We start from the raw sequence: 16,883 nt of genomic DNA, 5'->3' as shown, positions 1-16,883 counted from the left end.
GCAGGTTATGTATAGTTTTACTAATGATTATAGTGAAGGTGCTCATCCAAAAATAATGAAAGCCTTAATTGAAACAAATGATGAGCAATGTGCTGGTTATGGATTAGATAAATATTGTCTAGAGGCTACAAGATTGTTAAAAAGACAACTTCAAAATGATAATGTTGATATACACTATTTAGTTGGTGGAACACAAACTAATGCGGTATTTATTTCATCAGTATTGCGTCCATATCAGGCAGTGATTGCAGCAGATAGCGGGCATATTAACGTTCATGAAACCGGAGCAATTGAAGCTACGGGACATAAAGTTTTAACTAGACCTCACCAAGATGGTAAATTAACAGTAGCGATGATTGAAAGTATTATCGAAGAGCATTCGGATGAACATATGGTGCAACCAAAAATGGTATATATTTCACAATCAACAGAATATGGTTCTGTTTATAGTCTTGATGAATTAAAGGATATAGCTACTTTATGTAAGAAAAAAGAATTGTATTTATTTGTTGATGGAGCTCGATTAGGTAGTGCTTTGGCGCTACCCGATACACCTACATTTAAAGATTTAGCGGATTATAGCGATGCTTTCTATATTGGAGGAACAAAAATGGGAGCATTATTCGGTGAATGTCTAGTAATTGTTAATGATAGTCTGAAAGCGGATTTTAGATATAATATGAAACAAAAGGGGGCGATGATGGCTAAAGGTCGACTTTTAGGAGTCCAATTTAAAGAACTTTTTAGTAATGATCTATATTTAGAAATTGGAAAATATGAAAATAAGATGGCTGATATTTTACGAGCTGGTCTAAAAGATTTTGAAATGATGGTACCTTCACAAACTAATCAAGTATTTCCGATAATGGATGATGAGTTGATTGCTAAATTACAACAAGATTTTAGCTTTAATATCATGGATCGCATTGATGATCACCGCCATTGTATCCGTCTTGTTACTTCTTGGGCAACCCCTAAAGAAGCTGTTAATTCGTTCGTTAGTAAATTAAGCGAACTACTACATAATAACTTGTAATAAATATTAATAAGTAATATAATATTCGTAGGATTATTCCTATACTATATAGAATGGAGAAATTAAAATGAACAAAACTGAATTAGTAGAAGCAATTGCTTCAAGTACAGAAATGACAAAAACTGATGTTGATAAAGTAGTAACTGCATTTGTAGACGTAGTTACTGAAGCTCTGGTAAAAGGAGATAAAGTATCTCTTAAAGGATTTGGTAACTTTGAAGTACGTGAAAGAGGAGAAAGAACTGGACGTAACCCAAGAACTGGTGAAACAATGACAATTGCTGCAAGCAAAGCTCCTGCATTCAAATCTAGTAGTGCATTAAAAAATGCCGTAAATAAATAATATAATATAAAAATGACCTTCGGGTCATTTTTAATTGGGTATGAACGTCAAAATCATCTTAAAGTAGCAGGGGTAAGAACTCATTTGATTGTCTGTTTAGCGGCTGCTATGATAATGATTGTTTCTAAATACGGTTTTAATGATATTTTAAGCCACGAAGGAATAGCACCTGACCCATCACGGAGTGCAGCACAAATTATTTCTGGAGTAAGTTTTTTAGGAGCTGGTATAATTTTTGTGCATAAACGAGAAATAACCGGTTTTACAGCAGCAGAAATTTGGGCAGCTGCGGCAGTAGAAATGGCAATTGTGGCGGGAATGTATGTGATTGGAATCTTAGCCACTATTTTAATTTTGTTAGTTCAAATTATTTTTCACAAACAATATCGTTGGATTCCCACAGTATGGGAGAGCTGGTTAATTTAGGGTAAAGGATAAATCTGATGTAATTTCCAAAATTCAAAAAATTATGCATGAGTATCATATTGAGATAATGAATTTTAAAGTTAGTCATAATCAAAGTACCATAATACTAGAATTATTAGTCAAGTTGCCGACCAGTTTCCCCCTAGAAGATATGTTGACTTTATTTGATAAAAATAATGATATTATTTCAATCGAGATAAAATAAAAAGCCTATTATAATTTAGGCTTTTTCTATAATGAAAATATATAATAATAAAGTTAAATATGTGATATTATTAAATGGTAATATTGGAGGAAGGTACTAATATGTATAAATATGAAAAGGTTGAACATGATAATGAGCTGCCGACTAAATTACATGATTTTTATATCGAAGATAATATTGGAGAACCAATTGAAAAGCATTGGCATCGAAGTATTGAAATTCTGATACCATTATATGGTTCATTTATTTTATGGATAAATGGTAATAAAGTTAAAATAACAGCTGGAAATATTTATATTATTAATTCTCAAGATATTCATGCAATTCAGGCTATCGAGGGTGAGCGTATATATAAGGGCTACGCCCTACAAATAAAATATGATTATTTGAGGGAATCGTATCATGATATAGATAAAATTTATTTTCAACAGCCTAATCAACAAATCAATAAATTACTTATGGCTAAAATAATTGATATTATTAATTTTTATGAAAGTGACGATCCGTATAATAACATTCGAGTTAAAAGTCATATTCAGATGCTTGTTTTCTTATTATTAGATAATCTTAGTAAAAAAAGAATCGGGTATCTAGAGGTTAAAGATAGTAAATATAAAGATCGAATTACAAAGATTATTAAGTATTTAGAAAATAATTATCAAGAAGATCTCTCAGTTAAAATGATTGCTGATGAATTCGGATTATCGGAAGGATATCTATCTAAGTTATTTAAAGAAAGCTTAGGGGCAACAGTGAAAGAATATTTGAGTCGTGTTCGATTATGGCATGCGGAAGAACAATTAGTGGAAACAGACTATCCGGTTATTGATATTGCTATTGGCAATGGCTTTCCTAACGTGAAATCATTCAATCAAGCTTTTAAAAGAAAAAATGTGATAACTCCCGCAAAGTATCGTGAAAAGATGAGAAAATGACATTCATTAGATAATAAAACGCCATTAATGTAAGCGCTTAAAATTATATAATATATATATTGAAAAAGGAGGAGAAAGGATGTTTAAGAAAATTTTAAGTTGCTTAATGAGTGCTATGATGGTACTGGGTTTAACAATACTGCCAACCCATGCCCTAGAGGGAACAGCAACAGGAACTCAAAAAGCTTTTGTCGTAGGTGATGATTGGGGTGCTGGTGTCACTAAATCCATTATCACTTTTGACAAAAAAATCAAAGCAGATTCTATCAGTAAAACAGATTTTTTAGTTAAAGAAACTGCCACAAACAAAGTAAGTGATAGAACAATTTTAGATGCTTATGCTTCTGATGCTCAGGGAAATAAAGTAACTACTGATTCAAATATTGTTACAGTAGAAATGTATATTTCTCCAAGTGAAGGTAATCCAATTTCTTGGAATAATCTAACTTGGAAAAATGCATGGGCTGACCCATATCAGTTAGAAATTACTTTGGCAGCTGGTGAAACTCTAGTTTCTGAAAATGAAACAATTACAACAATTGATGTAGATCCAACTATTAACGTAGCTGAAGATGGTAAAATTTGTCCTCAATTAGATGGTTTTAAAATGAGTGAATTTACCAATGATGGTACTACTGTTTCATATGCTTTATATACACCAGAAAATGATAGCCATAAAAATGCTTTAGTTATTTGGAATCATGGTGTTGGTGAAACTGGAACAGATGTTCAAATCGATTTATTAGGAAATGAAGTTACGGCTTTGGCTGGTGATGAATTCCAAAATACAATGGATGGAGCATATGTTTTAGTGCCACAAAGAAGATCATATGATAGTACATCTAATGCTGAAGCTATTTATCAGTTGATTTTAAAAACACTTAGAGAAAATCCTGATATTGATCAAGATAGAATTATTATAGGTGGATGTTCTGCAGGTGGAGCAATGACAATGACCATGATTATTGCGCATCCAGAATTATATGCGGCAGCATATCCAATTTGTCCTGCTACTCAAAGTGCGAATGTGTCTGATGAAACAATTGAATCACTTAAAGATTTACCAATTTGGTTTACTCATGCAAAAAATGATTCAACTGTTGCCATCGCTACTACAACAGAACCTCTTGTAGAAAGATTACGGGCAGCAGGTGCTGAAGTACATACATCAATTTTTGATGATGTGCATGATACAACTGGAAGATTCTCTAATGAAGATGGAACACCATATCAATATGATGGACATTGGTCATGGACTTATTTTGATAATAATGAATGTTATGATGAAAATGGTGTTAACTTATGGCAATGGATGTCAGTACAAACTAAAGCTGATAAAGTAATTGCAAGTGGTTCTCAAAAGGCCTATATTATTGGTGATGATTGGGGGCCTGCAGTAACAAAAACAGTAATTAGTTTAGATAAAGCAATTGATGCTGATTCTGTAGTTGCTGAAAACTTTAAAGTTGTTGAAGAAAAAGAAGCAACAATTAATTGGGGAACTGGTGAAATTGGTATTGCAACTGCAGATCGTAATGTAACTGCAGCTTATACTTCTGATGCCCAAGGAAATAAAGTAACCGGTTCATCTAAATATATTACAATTGAAATGTATGTTTCTCCAAGTGAAGGATCACCATTTATTTATAATTTAAAAACAGGATTTAACTCATGGTGTACACCTTATAAATTAAATGTAAGTTTAGCAAAAGGTGCTACAATGAGTTCAGGTGATGAAGTAGTAACCGATTTAAATATTAAAGCAGATATTGACGTTGCAGGAGATGGAAAGATTTGTCCACAAGGTGAAGTTTTTGAAATGAAGGCTTATACTGCTAAAGATGGTACAACGTATTCATATGCTGATTATACACCAGCCAAAGATGATAAGAAAAATGCTCTTGTTATCTGGTTACATGGTGCAGGTGAAGGTGGAACGGATCCATACATTGATATTTTAGGAAATGAAGTAACATCTTTAGTATCTAAAGAATTCCAAAGCTTATTTGAAGGTGCCTATGTACTAGCACCACAAAGTCCAACTATGTGGATGGATGATGGAACGGGTGCTTATCAAAATGGTGATAAAGGTTCAATGTATGCTGAGAGTTTATTTGAAATGATTGATGCTTATGTAAAAGCTAATGACGATATTGACCCAAATCGTGTTATTATTGGAGGATGTTCTAATGGTGGGTATATGACTATGGAAATGGTTTTAAAACATCCAACATATTTTGCAGCGGCTTTCCCAATCTGCGAAGCATTCCAAGATCAATATATTACAGATGATCAAATTAATGCAATTAAGGATATGCCAATTTGGTTCACATATGCTAAAAATGATGGTACAGTTGATCCGACTTTATGTGTAGAACCAACAGTAGCAAGATTATTAGCTGCTGGGGCTAATAATATTCATGTATCAGTATTTGATGATGTGCATGATACAACTGGAAGATTCTTTAATGAAGATGGTACACCATATCAATATAATGGTCACTGGTCATGGATCTATTTTGATAATAATGAATGTTATGATGAAAATGGTGTAAATGCGTGGCAATGGTTAGCTAAACAAATTAAAACTGCTGCTCCAGTAGAAACCCCAGATCAACCAACAACTCCAGATCAACCAGCGAATTCAGTGAAAACTGGTGATGATGTTAATTTTGCAGGATTAGGAGCTATTATGATGCTAACTCTTGCAGGAATTTATGTATCTCGACGTAAATATAATTAAATTAAAAGAGCTAGATTTGAATTTCTAGCTCTCTTTTTTTGTTTCTAAAAATTTAACTTTGATCTCATAGTTGCCATCAATTCCCGGAATTGCATTTAAATATTTTTTAATTGTACTTTGTGTTTTAGTTGCTGCTTCGCTTAATAAACCATTTTCGATTGCTTCTTCAGCTACTGCTTCTTTTTGTTTTTTAGCAAAGGTAGTATAATCATTGACAGAAATTGGGTTGAATACATTTTTTGTTTCATCATATACTTCAATACTACTCTCGTCAATTTCATTACTTAAAATTTCAATTTCTGGTATTGAAACGGTAATTATATTATTATTAATAGCTACTTCAATTTTATCCATTTTGACACCAGCTTTAAGTTTACCGTCATATGTAATTAAAAAACTTTTTTGAGTTAAAGGAATATCCCAGCCATTAAATGTTAAATTATTAGAAAATTTACCAACTTTAGTATAATTATAGGACATTGTTGCCAATTCTTCGATTTCTTGGAGCTGTTGACTCAGACCAGTTGACGATATCTTTGGTTCACTGCTGCTTGCAAATCGAGTTCCCGCGTAAAAAATCAGTAATGCAACTAGTAGGATTGCAATGATTCCACCAATAGCTTTTTTTGTTTTTCCTAATGTGTCTAATATTTTCATTTTTATCACCTAGGGATATTATAACATAATTCGACAATTATTGAGAAAATAAAAAAGCCCAAAGGCTTTATTATTTAATGATTGTTCCGTATACTTCACGACCACATCCAGCCGCATTTGATTCATCTGTGTCAATATGCATAGCTGTAGCATAATTTTCACTAACACGACAAACAACATCACCGAAAATTAATGAACGTCCTTCAGTTTCGATTTCAACTTTAACGATTTGTTTATCAGTAACTCCAAATTCAACCGCATCAGCAGGAGTCATATGGATATGTCTTTTAGCAGCGATAACGCCACAAGAAATTTCAACTTCACCAGCTGGTCCTACTAGTTTACATCCTGCAGTTCCTTCGATATCTCCAGATTCTCTGATAGCAGCCTGTAATCCCAAAGCACGAGCATCAGTTAATGATAACTCAACTTGAGTAGCTTTACGAGTTGGTCCTAAAACAGACATTTTTTGTTCACCCTTAGCTCCAACTACAGTAACTTTTTCTTCACATGCAAATTGTCCAGGTTGAGAAAGATTTTTCTTATTAGTTAATTGATACCCTTTTCCAAATAATGTTTCTAAGTCAGCGTCAGATAAATGAATGTGTCTTGCTGAAGTTTCAACGATAATTTTTTTAGTCATAGTCATTCTCCTTTTTCCTTATTCTATATTACTCCTTTTATCGCTATTTTCAAGGAAATAGCGATAAAATAGAAAAAATTTTAAATTTTTTTAAAAAGATTTTAGATAGAAATTTATTAAAATAGTAAAAATAAATTATTATAAATGCTAAAAAATAATCATTTTAGTACTAAAATGGCTGTTTTACGGGGTTAAACTAGGAATTATTTTTGTTTTTTTAGGATTTTTCTAAAAAATTCACATATCTTTACACATTTATCGAAATAGTGTATTATGGGGCTACATAAAAAGGGGGAACCTATATGAACGAGAAAAAAAATCTAGGATTATACGATAAATCATTTGAACATGACAACTGTGGGATTGGTGCAGTTGTAAACATTAAGGGAGTTAAAACGCATATTACGGTAAGTAATGCATTAAAAATTGTTGAACAATTAGAGCATCGTGCTGGTAAGGATGCTGCAGGTGAGACGGGTGATGGTGTCGGAATTTTAACGCAAGTACCATATAGTTATTTTAAAAAGACAATTAAAGAATTTCCATTACCGTTAGAAGGTAAATTTGGTGTTGGAATGTTATTTATGCCAAGAGATGAACATTTACGTAATCGAGTTAAAAAAATGCTTGAAACAATCGTAATTAAGGAAGGAATGGAATTTTTAGGATGGCGTGAAGTACCTACTGTTCCTAAAGTATTAGGGCAAAAAGCACTTGATGCGATGCCTTCAATTTGGCAATGTTTCATAAAAAAACCTCATGGAATCAATAAAGGGATCGAGTTTGATCGAATCCTTTATCAAACTCGTAGAATTTTTGAACAAAGCAATTTTGACGATACCTATGTATGTTCTTTTTCATCACGAACAATTGTTTATAAAGGAATGTTCTTGGTTGGACAATTGCGCTCATTTTTTAAAGATCTTCAAGATGATGAATATAAGAGTGCGATTGCGTTAGTCCATTCACGTTTTTCAACTAATACAATGCCTTCTTGGCAACGGGCTCATCCTAATCGTTTTATTGTTCATAATGGGGAAATTAACACAATTAAAGGCAATGCTAATAATATGTTATGTCGCGAAGAAATCATGACAACTAATTTGCTGGATACTAATAAAGTGTACCCAGTCGTTGATATTAACGGTTCAGATTCAGCAATGCTGGACAATACATTAGAATTTCTAGTTATGTCTGGAATGGAATTACCAAGAGCAGTAATGATGTGTATTCCAGAACCTTATGATAATGATAAAAGTATGTCACAGTCAAAGAAAGATTTTTATGAATACAATTCAACTCTAATGGAACCTTGGGATGGTCCAGCTTCAATTTTATTCAGTGATGGAGAAGTTATGGGAGCGGTACTTGATCGAAATGGACTTCGCCCATCTCGTTATTATATTACTCGTGATGATTATTTGATTTTATCATCTGAAGTTGGAGCTTTAGATATTCCTGCTGAAGATATTGTTATTAAAGATCGGTTACGCCCAGGAAAAATGTTATTAGTTGATACAAAAGCTGGTAAGTTAATTGCGGATGATGATTTAAAAGAAAGTTATGCCCATAAACAGCCTTATGGTGAATGGCTTGAAAGTAATTTGATTAAATTAAAAGATATGCGCATTCCTAATGCTCGAGTTGAACGTTATCAAGGGGAACAGCTAACTAAGTTACAGAAAATTTATGGTTATAGTTATGAGGATGTAAATACGTATATAAAAAAATTAGCATTGAATGGTAGTGAAGAAGTAGTTGCAATGGGAAATGATTCACCATTAGCGGTATTATCAATGCAGCATCCCCCATTATTTAATTATTTTAAACAATTATTTGCTCAAGTGACTAACCCTCCAATCGATGCTATTAGGGAAGAAATTATTACTTCAACAGCTTTATGTATTGGAACAGAAGGAAATATTTTAGCTGATAATGAGAAGAACTGTCGCTTGTTGAAAATCGATCATCCAATTTTAAGTAATACTGATTTATTGAAAATCAAGAATATTAAGAAAGATGGTTTTAAAGTAGCAGTATTATCAATGCTTTATTATAAAAATACTTCACTTGAAAAAGCCTTAGATAAATTATTTGTAGAAGCAGATAAGGCTTATCACGAAGGAGCTAATATTTTAATTTTATCGGATCGAGGAGTTGATGAAAATCATGTTCCAATCCCTTCTTTATTAGCAGTTGCAGCAATGAATGAACACTTAGTAAATACTAAAAAAAGAATGTCTGTAGCCTTGATTTTAGAATCTGGAGAGCCACGTGAAGTGCATCATTATGCGACTTTGATTGGATACGGGGCTAGTGCTGTTAATGGATATTTAGCACAAGATACAATTTTTGAACTTGTTGATGAAGGCTTACTAGATAAAGATTACTATGCTGCAATCGAAGATTATAATGACGGTATTTTGCATGGAATTGTTAAAATTGCATCAAAAATGGGAATTTCAACAATTCAATCATATCGGGGTTCACAGAACTTCGAAGCAATCGGTTTAGCTAAAGACTTTGTTGCTAAGTATTTCCCTAAAACAGTAACCAGAATAGAAGGGAAGACAATCAAGGATATTGAAAATGATGTTGATTATCGTCATAGTAAAGTTTATGATCCATTAGGATTAGACGTCGATATTACACTTGATAGTCGTGGTGATCATAAAGAACGTAGTGGAAAAGAAGAACATCTATACAATCCTGCAACAATTCACAAATTACAACTAGCGACACGCAATGGCGATTATAAATTATTTAAAGAATATTCAGCAATGATTGATGAAGAGGGTAAAAATCTAAATCTTCGAGGATTATTACAATTCAAAAAGGGAAAATCAATTCCGCTTGATGAAGTTGAAAGTGTTGATAAAATTGTACAAAGATTTAAAACAGGAGCAATGTCATATGGCTCAATTTCAAAAGAAGCTCATGAAACGATGGCAATTGCTATGAATCGTTTGAAAGGAAAATCTAATAGCGGTGAAGGTGGTGAGGATCCAGAGCGTTTTATTCTTGATGAAAATGGTGATAGTAGATGCTCAGCAATCAAGCAGGTTGCTTCAGGAAGATTTGGAGTGACTTCTCAGTATTTATGTTCAGCAAAAGAAATTCAAATTAAGATGGCTCAAGGAGCTAAACCTGGTGAAGGTGGTCAGTTACCAGCTGGAAAAGTCTATCCATGGGTAGCTAAAACAAGACATAGTACGCCGGGAGTAGGATTGATTTCTCCACCTCCACATCATGATATATATTCAATTGAGGATTTGGCACAATTAATTTATGATTTAAAAAACGCTAATAAGGATGCTAGAATCTCAGTTAAATTAGTCTCAGAAGCTGGTGTCGGTACTGTCGCAGCTGGAGTTGCTAAAGCTGGGGCTGGAGTAATCTTAATTTCTGGATATGATGGTGGAACTGGAGCAGCACCTAGAAACTCTGTATATAATGCAGGATTACCATGGGAATTAGGGTTAGCAGAAGCTCATCAAACACTTATCATGAATGATCTGCGTGGCCGTGTTGTATTGGAGACTGATGGTAAATTAATGACAGGTCGTGATTTAGCAATCGCAACTTTATTAGGGGCTGAGGAATACAGCTTTGCAACTGCACCGCTTGTAACAATGGGATGTGTAATGATGCGAGTATGTAATCTAGATACTTGTCCAGTTGGAGTAGCAACACAAAATCCAATCTTGCGGAAAAGATTTACAGGTAAGCCAGAATATGTTGAAAACTTTATGCGATTTGTAGCTCAAGAATTACGCGAATATATGGCGGAACTAGGGTTTAAAACAATCGACGAAATGGTTGGGCGCAGTGATTTATTAGAAGTTCGTCCAGGTGTTGAAAATGTAGATTTATCTAGAGTGATTAATAATCCATATATTAAAGCTAAAGAAATACGTCATAATCCTAAAAATAATTATGATTTTAAATTAGAAGAAGTAAAAGATACAACAATTTTGTTAAAAGAGTTTAAAAACGCTTTAGAAAACCACCAATCACATGAAATCAATGTTGATATAACGAATATCGATCGAACACTAGGAACATTATTTGGATCAGAAATTACTAAACGCTATCAAGATACATTAGATGATGATACATTCAAAGTAAATTGTTATGGTTCTGGTGGCCAAAGTTTTGGTGCTTTTATTCCTAATGGTTTAACATTGACATTGCATGGTGATAGTAATGATTATTTTGGAAAAGGATTATCAGGAGGAAAATTAGTAGTTGTTCCACCTGAAAATTCAAACTTTAAAGCAGCTGAAAATATTATTATTGGAAATGTTGCTTTGTATGGAGCTACTTCAGGTGAGGCATATATTAATGGGATTGCTGGTGAACGTTTTGCAGTTAGAAATTCAGGAGCTAAAGCTGTTGTAGAAGGTGTCGGAGACCATGGATTAGAATATATGACAGGTGGTTTAGTTGTTGTTCTTGGAGAAACTGGAAGAAATTTTGCAGCCGGTATGTCTGGTGGAATCGCATATGTATACGATCCTAATAATCGTTTGTATTCACGAATTAATAAAGAATTAGTCTCTTATTCATCTGTGACAAGTAAATATGATGAAGAAGAATTAAGGGCCGTTATTCAAAAGCATTATGATCACACTAATTCAGAAGTAGCTAAAGATATTTTAGATAATTTTGGTGAACAAGTATCAATGTTTAAGAAGGTTGTTCCTCACGATTATAGGCATATGATTGAATTAATAAAGTATTATGAAAAGCAAGGTCTAACAAATGAACAAGCTAAAGTTGAAGCATTCAATGAAGCTAGGAAGGGGGTATAACCATGGGTAAACCAACAGGATTTTTAGAAATTGAGCGTCAAGTTAGTAAGGCTGTTGAGCCGAAAAAGAGAATTCAAAATTTTAATGAATTTCATAAGCATTTGAGTAAAGATGATCAAGCCTGCCAAGGAGCCCGCTGTATGGATTGTGGTGTACCGTTTTGTCAATCTGGTCGGGAATTAGAAGGCGCTGTATCTGGCTGTCCATTAAATAATCTGATCCCAGAATGGAACGATCTTATTTATCATAATAACTATAAGCAGGCATTGGCAAGATTATTAAAAACTAATAATTTTCCTGAGTTTACTGCTCGGGTATGTCCTGCCTTGTGTGAAGCAGCATGTACTTGTGGTTTAAATGGCGAACCTGTAACCGTTAAGGAAAATGAATATGGGATTATTGAAGATGCTTATGCAAAAGGTTTGATTAAACCATGTCCACCAACTCATCGTATTGATAAGAAAATTGCAATCGTGGGTTCTGGACCGGCTGGGTTAACTGCAGCCGATCAATTAAATAAACGTGGATACCAAGTTACTGTCTATGAACGGGACGACCGTATAGGTGGATTATTAATGTATGGAATTCCTAATATGAAATTAGAAAAAGAAGTTATTGATTGTCGTGTTGGAATTATGAAGGCTGAAGGTGTTGTTTTTAAAACTAATTGTGGAATTGAAGATGAAAAGCAAGCTAAAGAATTATTAGATAACTATGATCGAGTAATCCTAGCTTGTGGTTCACGGAAGCCCCGTGATATTGATGTACCGGGACGTCAAGGCAGGGGAATTTTAATGGCAGTTGATTACTTGACAGCAATAACAAAATCTTTACTTAATAGTAATTTAAAAGATAAAAATTTTGCTCCAACTAAAGATAAACATGTACTAGTTATTGGTGGTGGTGATACCGGTAATGATTGTGTTGGTAGTGCAATTCGTTTGGGGTGTAAAAGTGTAACGCAGTTAGAAATGATGCCGGAACTTCCTGCTATTAGAAGTGACAATAATCCATGGCCAGAATGGCCGAGAATCAAAAAAACAGATTATGGTCAAGAAGAAAGTATTGCTGTTTTCAATCAAGATCCTCGTATTTATCAAACAACGGTAAAAGAATTTATTCTAGATAAAAATGGTCAGGTAAAAGAAGCAGTAATTGTTTCATTAGAGCCAAAAGAAAATAAAGAAACTAAGCGAGTAGAGATGGTACCTGTTGCTGGCAGTGAACAAACTATTCCTGCAGATTTAGTTTTAATATCTGCTGGATTTATTGGAACTGAAGATCATGTAGCTAGAGCATTTAATGTTACATTGAATCCTCGCGGAAATGTAAAAAGCAATCAGGATTATCAAACAAATATAAAAAAATTATTTGTTGCAGGTGATATGCGTCGAGGACAATCTTTAGTGGTTTGGGCAATTAAAGAAGGTCGCGAAGTTGCTCGAGCAGTTGATTTTGATTTGATGGGTTATAGTAATTTATAAAAAAAGATCATAGCGAATAAGCAGTTGTTTATCCGTTATGACCTTTTTATTTTTTGTTATAAAACTAATGATGGAGCATTGTAAACACGGGCAGCTAGTTCACTATCAAGTAAGTATAATGAGCGAGAATCAGAACCAAATAGATTAAATTTAGTAATTAAATCATTAGCATTGGTTTCTTCTTCACCTTGTTCTTTAACAAACCAATCTAAGAATTGCATTGTACGAAAATCTTTAAGAGAATAGGCAGCATCATAGAGATTATGAATTAAACTAGTAACATATTCTTCATGTTCTAAGCCATAAATTAGAGGATCATTTAATTTAGTATACTCTTTATCAGGTTTATCGATTGCTTCAAGGGTTACTTTAGCATTGTTATTTTGAAGATATTGAACAAATAATATTGCATGGTCTCTTTCTTCTTGTGCTTGGATATTATACCAGTTGGCAAACCCATCTAATCCGTTATCTTTATAGTAATTAGCAAAGTCTAAATAAAGATATGCGGAATAAAATTCTTTGTTAACTTGATCATTTAATAATTCTACAACTTTTTTATCTAACATTTTAATTACCTCCTGTATATAGTATAGACCTATTTTATTTAATTGTTAATAGATTTAACAATTATGTAACATTAGACAATATCATTGTTATTGCTCTGTTCACTACTATTGGGAATACTAGTAGGATTATTAGTTTTACTGTCTAAATTTTTGGTAGCATTTATACAGATAAAGGAGATCAAGATTGTAAGTAAGCAGCTACTTAAGCCGTAGATCCATTTCTTATCATTGTTAATAAAAACCTGATGTTGAGATAGTTTAGACATAATTAAATAAATGATAGCTAGACTAGCAATTAATGCACAAATAATAATACTACAAGTTGCTAAAATTGAAATTCGGTATTTACTGTTTTGATTATTGGCTGTTGTTGGAAAGATACTGCTATCACTGTTTCCAAAAGGATTTGTACTATTATTAGTTGATGAATCATTGTTTCCAAAAGGATTATCACCATCGAGATTATTACTGTTCGTAGATAGTGATGTAACCGCTGAACTATTTGAATTAAGGTTATAATCCAAGATAACTGTACTAATACCGCTAATCAAAGCAGTAATGATCATTATCATGCAAATTAGATTATTTTTCTTTTTTAACATAACTTTCACCTCACAGTAATAGTGTAAGAAAAGATAGTATAGTTAAAATGTTTACAATATGTGAATATATGGCAGGTTTGTAAATCTTTATGTCATTATTTTGTCGGATTAAAGAATCTTAATTATTTGACAAAGGGTTTTTAATTTAAAATGGATAATGGTATAATAGTTCATGAAAGTGGGTGATTTGATGCCGTTAATTTCTGCATTTACATTTAATATAAGTTCAATCCTTAATGTAGGTAGAACTATTATAGATTTAATTCTTGTGTGGTATGTAATTTATTTATTGATTTCTATGATGAAGCAAAATATGCGTACAATGCAATTATTTAAGGGAGTTTTATTGATCCTAATTTTAAAAATGTTTACAAGTTTATTAAGACTAAGTGCAATGGATTATTTAGTTGATACAATTCTTACTTGGGGTGTGGTTGCAATTATTATTGTATTTCAGCCAGAGATTCGAGGTTTGTTGGAAAAAATCGGACGAACTAAATTAGAATTAAAGCATGATAATCTTAGCGATGATGAAAAAGAACGATTAATGGATGAGCTGGTTGGAGCAATTACTAAATTATCTGAGGATCAAACTGGTGCATTAATAACCTTTGAACGAAGACAGTCGTTAATAGATTATATTAATACCGGAACAAAGATTAATGCTGATATTAAAGCAGAGTTATTTACGACGATTTTTTGGGAAGGAACTCCTCTTCATGATGGAGCAACGATCATTAAAGGGGATCGGGTTGTCTGTGCGGCCGCCTTTTATCCACCCACCAATCAGGAATTAAGTCCACTATATGGAGCTAGACATCGTGCAGCCTTAGGTATTAGCGAGATAACTGATTCGCTTACAGTTGTAGTATCTGAAGAAACAGGAACGATTTCTTTTGCCACAGATGGTAAACTTCGAAAAATTCCTCGAAAAGAGTTGCGAGCAAGTTTGGTTAATGAACTAGATTGGTTCAATACTCAAGAAAAGGATGGTGAGTAAGATGTCAAAAAAAGAAAATCCTAAAAATCCAATAAAAAAAGATTCAACTACTGATTTCTTTTTAAACTTCATTACTCGTCAGAAATCAGAACAGAAAGATGAAGAAAAAACAACTACTTCTAAAGTAGTTGATGATACTGTAAAAGTGAGAGATAAAGCATTTGAATTATTCTATCACATGATCAATTCTTTAAATATATTTTTAGATCGTATGTTGCAATCAAATCTTTCAATGAAAGTTTTATCGTTTGTTATGGCTGTCGTTTTACTCTTTACAATTACCGGTGGAATTGATAATATCTTTTCAACCCCTAATGGCGGGGATTATCTGTATGATGTGAAAATTGATACTGAAGGGTTACAAAGTGACTACGATGTAGTAGGATTACCGGAAACAGTAAATGTTGCTTTAGTCGGACCTTCTTTAGATATTTACTCAACAAAGATATCTAAGAAATATAAAGTAGTTGCTGATTTCTCTACTCTTGGGGAAGGTGAACATACAATTGAATTGCAGGGAAAAGATTTTCCTAGTGATTTGCAGGTAATGATCGTACCACAGACTGTTACTGTTAAAATCACACAAAAGGTTACAAAGACTTTTGAGCTGGGATACAAATTTAGTAATGAAGATAGCATGGATTCTAAATATTCAGTATCAGTTGAATCAATGGAACACCATGAAGTTGAAGTTCGAGGTTCACAAGACAATATTGATAAAATTAATTCTGTTAAAGCAGTGATTGATTTAAAAGGAAAAAATAATGATTTTGAACAAAATGCTAAGATATACGCATATGATCGTAGTGGTAAAAAGGTTGATGTGGAAATTATTCCAAATACGGTCAAGGTAGATTGTATGGTTTCTTCTTATAGTAAAGAAGTTTCCATTGTCCCTCAATATACAGGGCAATTAGCTAGTGGATATGGTTTTGAGAGTATTAAACTTAAACAGGAAAAAGTAACTATATATGGTAAAGAAGAATTGTTGAATAGTATTAATAGTGTTGGGGTTGTAATTGATTTATCGGGATTAAGTGGCGATAAAAGTTATTCTAAATTGCCGCTTACTGGTATAGAGAATATTAATAAGTTAGATTTTAATACTGTTGATGCATCTGTGCGAGTATCACCATCAACAAAACGAATAATAACTGATATTCCAATCAACATTGTTAATAATAATGGTGGATATCAAGTTAATTTTGCTGAAGGACAGGACAAAGCTTCAGTCGAAGTAGATGGTGTGGCAGCAATCTTAGATGCACTGACGATCAATGATTTCAATATTTCAATTGATTTGGCAAACTTGAAGGCGGGGACGAATACTGTTAAAGTAGATTTAAAAATAGATAAAGGATATTTAACGGGGAAATTAGTTTCTCCAGAAAGAATTACGATTACCTTAAGAAAATAGGAGGAAAAA

Annotated in this window: 14 protein-coding genes; 10 read left to right on the top strand and 4 right to left on the bottom strand. The window is 33.0% G+C overall.

Annotation, left to right across the window (positions count from 1 at the left end):
• Nucleotides 1–7 precede the first annotated feature (7 nt).
• From KTF99_RS04660 to KTF99_RS04635, 6 genes are all read left to right on the top strand, one after another.
• Nucleotides 8–1,036 carry a threonine aldolase family protein gene (locus KTF99_RS04660; RefSeq protein WP_003536876.1) on the top strand — a complete coding sequence of 343 codons (1,029 nt, stop codon included), beginning with the start codon at nt 8–10 and terminating at the stop codon, nt 1,034–1,036.
• A gap of 67 nt (nt 1,037–1,103) precedes the next feature.
• Nucleotides 1,104–1,379 carry an HU family DNA-binding protein gene (locus tag KTF99_RS04655; protein ID WP_003536877.1) on the top strand — a complete coding sequence of 92 codons (276 nt, stop codon included), beginning with the start codon at nt 1,104–1,106 and terminating at the stop codon, nt 1,377–1,379.
• Between the two features lie 12 nt (nt 1,380–1,391).
• Nucleotides 1,392–1,805, top strand: coding sequence for an MgtC/SapB family protein (locus KTF99_RS04650; protein WP_003536878.1), 414 nt, complete (start codon nt 1,392–1,394; stop codon nt 1,803–1,805).
• A 43-nt stretch (nt 1,806–1,848) separates the two neighbouring features.
• Nucleotides 1,849–2,010, top strand: coding sequence for a hypothetical protein (locus KTF99_RS04645; protein WP_003536879.1), 162 nt, complete (start codon nt 1,849–1,851; stop codon nt 2,008–2,010).
• A 101-nt stretch (nt 2,011–2,111) separates the two neighbouring features.
• On the top strand, nt 2,112–2,945 hold the full coding sequence (locus KTF99_RS04640; RefSeq protein ID WP_008793106.1) for an AraC family transcriptional regulator: 834 nt from the start codon (nt 2,112–2,114) through the stop codon (nt 2,943–2,945).
• Between the two features lie 79 nt (nt 2,946–3,024).
• Complete coding sequence (locus tag KTF99_RS04635) at nt 3,025–5,688, top strand: prolyl oligopeptidase family serine peptidase (RefSeq protein ID WP_029481276.1); 2,664 nt, start codon at nt 3,025–3,027, stop codon at nt 5,686–5,688.
• 24 nt (nt 5,689–5,712) lie between these two features.
• Here KTF99_RS04635 and KTF99_RS04630 read toward each other — a convergent pair whose 3' ends face one another.
• Both KTF99_RS04630 and KTF99_RS04625 read right to left on the bottom strand, forming a co-directional pair.
• Nucleotides 5,713–6,345, bottom strand: a complete 633-nt coding sequence (locus KTF99_RS04630; protein WP_003536892.1) for a DUF4230 domain-containing protein — start codon at nt 6,343–6,345, stop codon at nt 5,713–5,715.
• 70 nt (nt 6,346–6,415) lie between these two features.
• Nucleotides 6,416–6,988, bottom strand: a complete 573-nt coding sequence (locus tag KTF99_RS04625; protein ID WP_009300673.1) for a PduL/EutD family phosphate acyltransferase — start codon at nt 6,986–6,988, stop codon at nt 6,416–6,418.
• Nucleotides 6,989–7,290: 302 nt separating this feature from the next.
• Here KTF99_RS04625 and gltB point away from each other — a divergent pair, with 302 nt between their 5' ends.
• A complete protein-coding gene (gltB, locus tag KTF99_RS04620) occupies nt 7,291–11,802 on the top strand; it encodes a glutamate synthase large subunit (RefSeq protein ID WP_029481267.1) in 4,512 nt (1,503 codons plus the stop codon).
• 2 nt (nt 11,803–11,804) lie between these two features.
• Nucleotides 11,805–13,286, top strand: coding sequence for a glutamate synthase subunit beta (locus KTF99_RS04615; RefSeq protein WP_003536895.1), 1,482 nt, complete (start codon nt 11,805–11,807; stop codon nt 13,284–13,286).
• A 56-nt stretch (nt 13,287–13,342) separates the two neighbouring features.
• Here KTF99_RS04615 and KTF99_RS04610 read toward each other — a convergent pair whose 3' ends face one another.
• Nucleotides 13,343–13,855, bottom strand: a complete 513-nt coding sequence (locus tag KTF99_RS04610; protein ID WP_003536896.1) for a ferritin — start codon at nt 13,853–13,855, stop codon at nt 13,343–13,345.
• A gap of 71 nt (nt 13,856–13,926) precedes the next feature.
• Complete coding sequence (locus KTF99_RS04605) at nt 13,927–14,457, bottom strand: hypothetical protein (protein ID WP_003536897.1); 531 nt, start codon at nt 14,455–14,457, stop codon at nt 13,927–13,929.
• 172 nt (nt 14,458–14,629) lie between these two features.
• On the opposite strand from KTF99_RS04605, the gene cdaA reads away from it, so the two are divergent.
• Nucleotides 14,630–15,457 (top strand): diadenylate cyclase CdaA, encoded by an 828-nt coding sequence (gene cdaA, locus KTF99_RS04600; protein ID WP_003536898.1) that lies wholly within the window; start codon nt 14,630–14,632, stop codon nt 15,455–15,457.
• A 1-nt stretch (nt 15,458) separates the two neighbouring features.
• Nucleotides 15,459–16,874: a CdaR family protein gene (locus KTF99_RS04595; protein ID WP_008793102.1), complete on the top strand. Its 1,416-nt coding sequence runs from the start codon at nt 15,459–15,461 to the stop codon at nt 16,872–16,874.
• Nucleotides 16,875–16,883: the final 9 nt, after the last annotated feature.

The sequence above is a fragment of the Erysipelatoclostridium sp. MSK.7.34 genome, from assembly GCF_019041935.1.
Lineage (GTDB): Bacteria > Bacillota_I > Bacilli_A > Erysipelotrichales > Coprobacillaceae > Thomasclavelia > Thomasclavelia ramosa.
Note: the sequence above shows the minus strand (reverse complement) of the source record. Positions and strands in the feature narration are given on the sequence as shown.

Coding starts and splice junctions, on each gene's coding strand:
- KTF99_RS04660 (WP_003536876.1), top strand. CDS start 8: ATGTATAGTTTTACTAATGATTATAGTGAAGGTGCTCATCCAAAAATA.
- KTF99_RS04650 (WP_003536878.1), top strand. CDS start 1,392: ATGACCTTCGGGTCATTTTTAATTGGGTATGAACGTCAAAATCATCTT.
- KTF99_RS04605 (WP_003536897.1), bottom strand. CDS start 14,457: ATGTTAAAAAAGAAAAATAATCTAATTTGCATGATAATGATCATTACT.
- KTF99_RS04640 (WP_008793106.1), top strand. CDS start 2,112: ATGTATAAATATGAAAAGGTTGAACATGATAATGAGCTGCCGACTAAA.
- KTF99_RS04655 (WP_003536877.1), top strand. CDS start 1,104: ATGAACAAAACTGAATTAGTAGAAGCAATTGCTTCAAGTACAGAAATG.
- KTF99_RS04625 (WP_009300673.1), bottom strand. CDS start 6,988: ATGACTAAAAAAATTATCGTTGAAACTTCAGCAAGACACATTCATTTA.
- KTF99_RS04630 (WP_003536892.1), bottom strand. CDS start 6,345: ATGAAAATATTAGACACATTAGGAAAAACAAAAAAAGCTATTGGTGGA.
- KTF99_RS04635 (WP_029481276.1), top strand. CDS start 3,025: ATGTTTAAGAAAATTTTAAGTTGCTTAATGAGTGCTATGATGGTACTG.
- KTF99_RS04610 (WP_003536896.1), bottom strand. CDS start 13,855: ATGTTAGATAAAAAAGTTGTAGAATTATTAAATGATCAAGTTAACAAA.
- gltB (WP_029481267.1), top strand. CDS start 7,291: ATGAACGAGAAAAAAAATCTAGGATTATACGATAAATCATTTGAACAT.
- KTF99_RS04595 (WP_008793102.1), top strand. CDS start 15,459: ATGTCAAAAAAAGAAAATCCTAAAAATCCAATAAAAAAAGATTCAACT.
- cdaA (WP_003536898.1), top strand. CDS start 14,630: ATGAAAGTGGGTGATTTGATGCCGTTAATTTCTGCATTTACATTTAAT.
- KTF99_RS04615 (WP_003536895.1), top strand. CDS start 11,805: ATGGGTAAACCAACAGGATTTTTAGAAATTGAGCGTCAAGTTAGTAAG.
- KTF99_RS04645 (WP_003536879.1), top strand. CDS start 1,849: ATGCATGAGTATCATATTGAGATAATGAATTTTAAAGTTAGTCATAAT.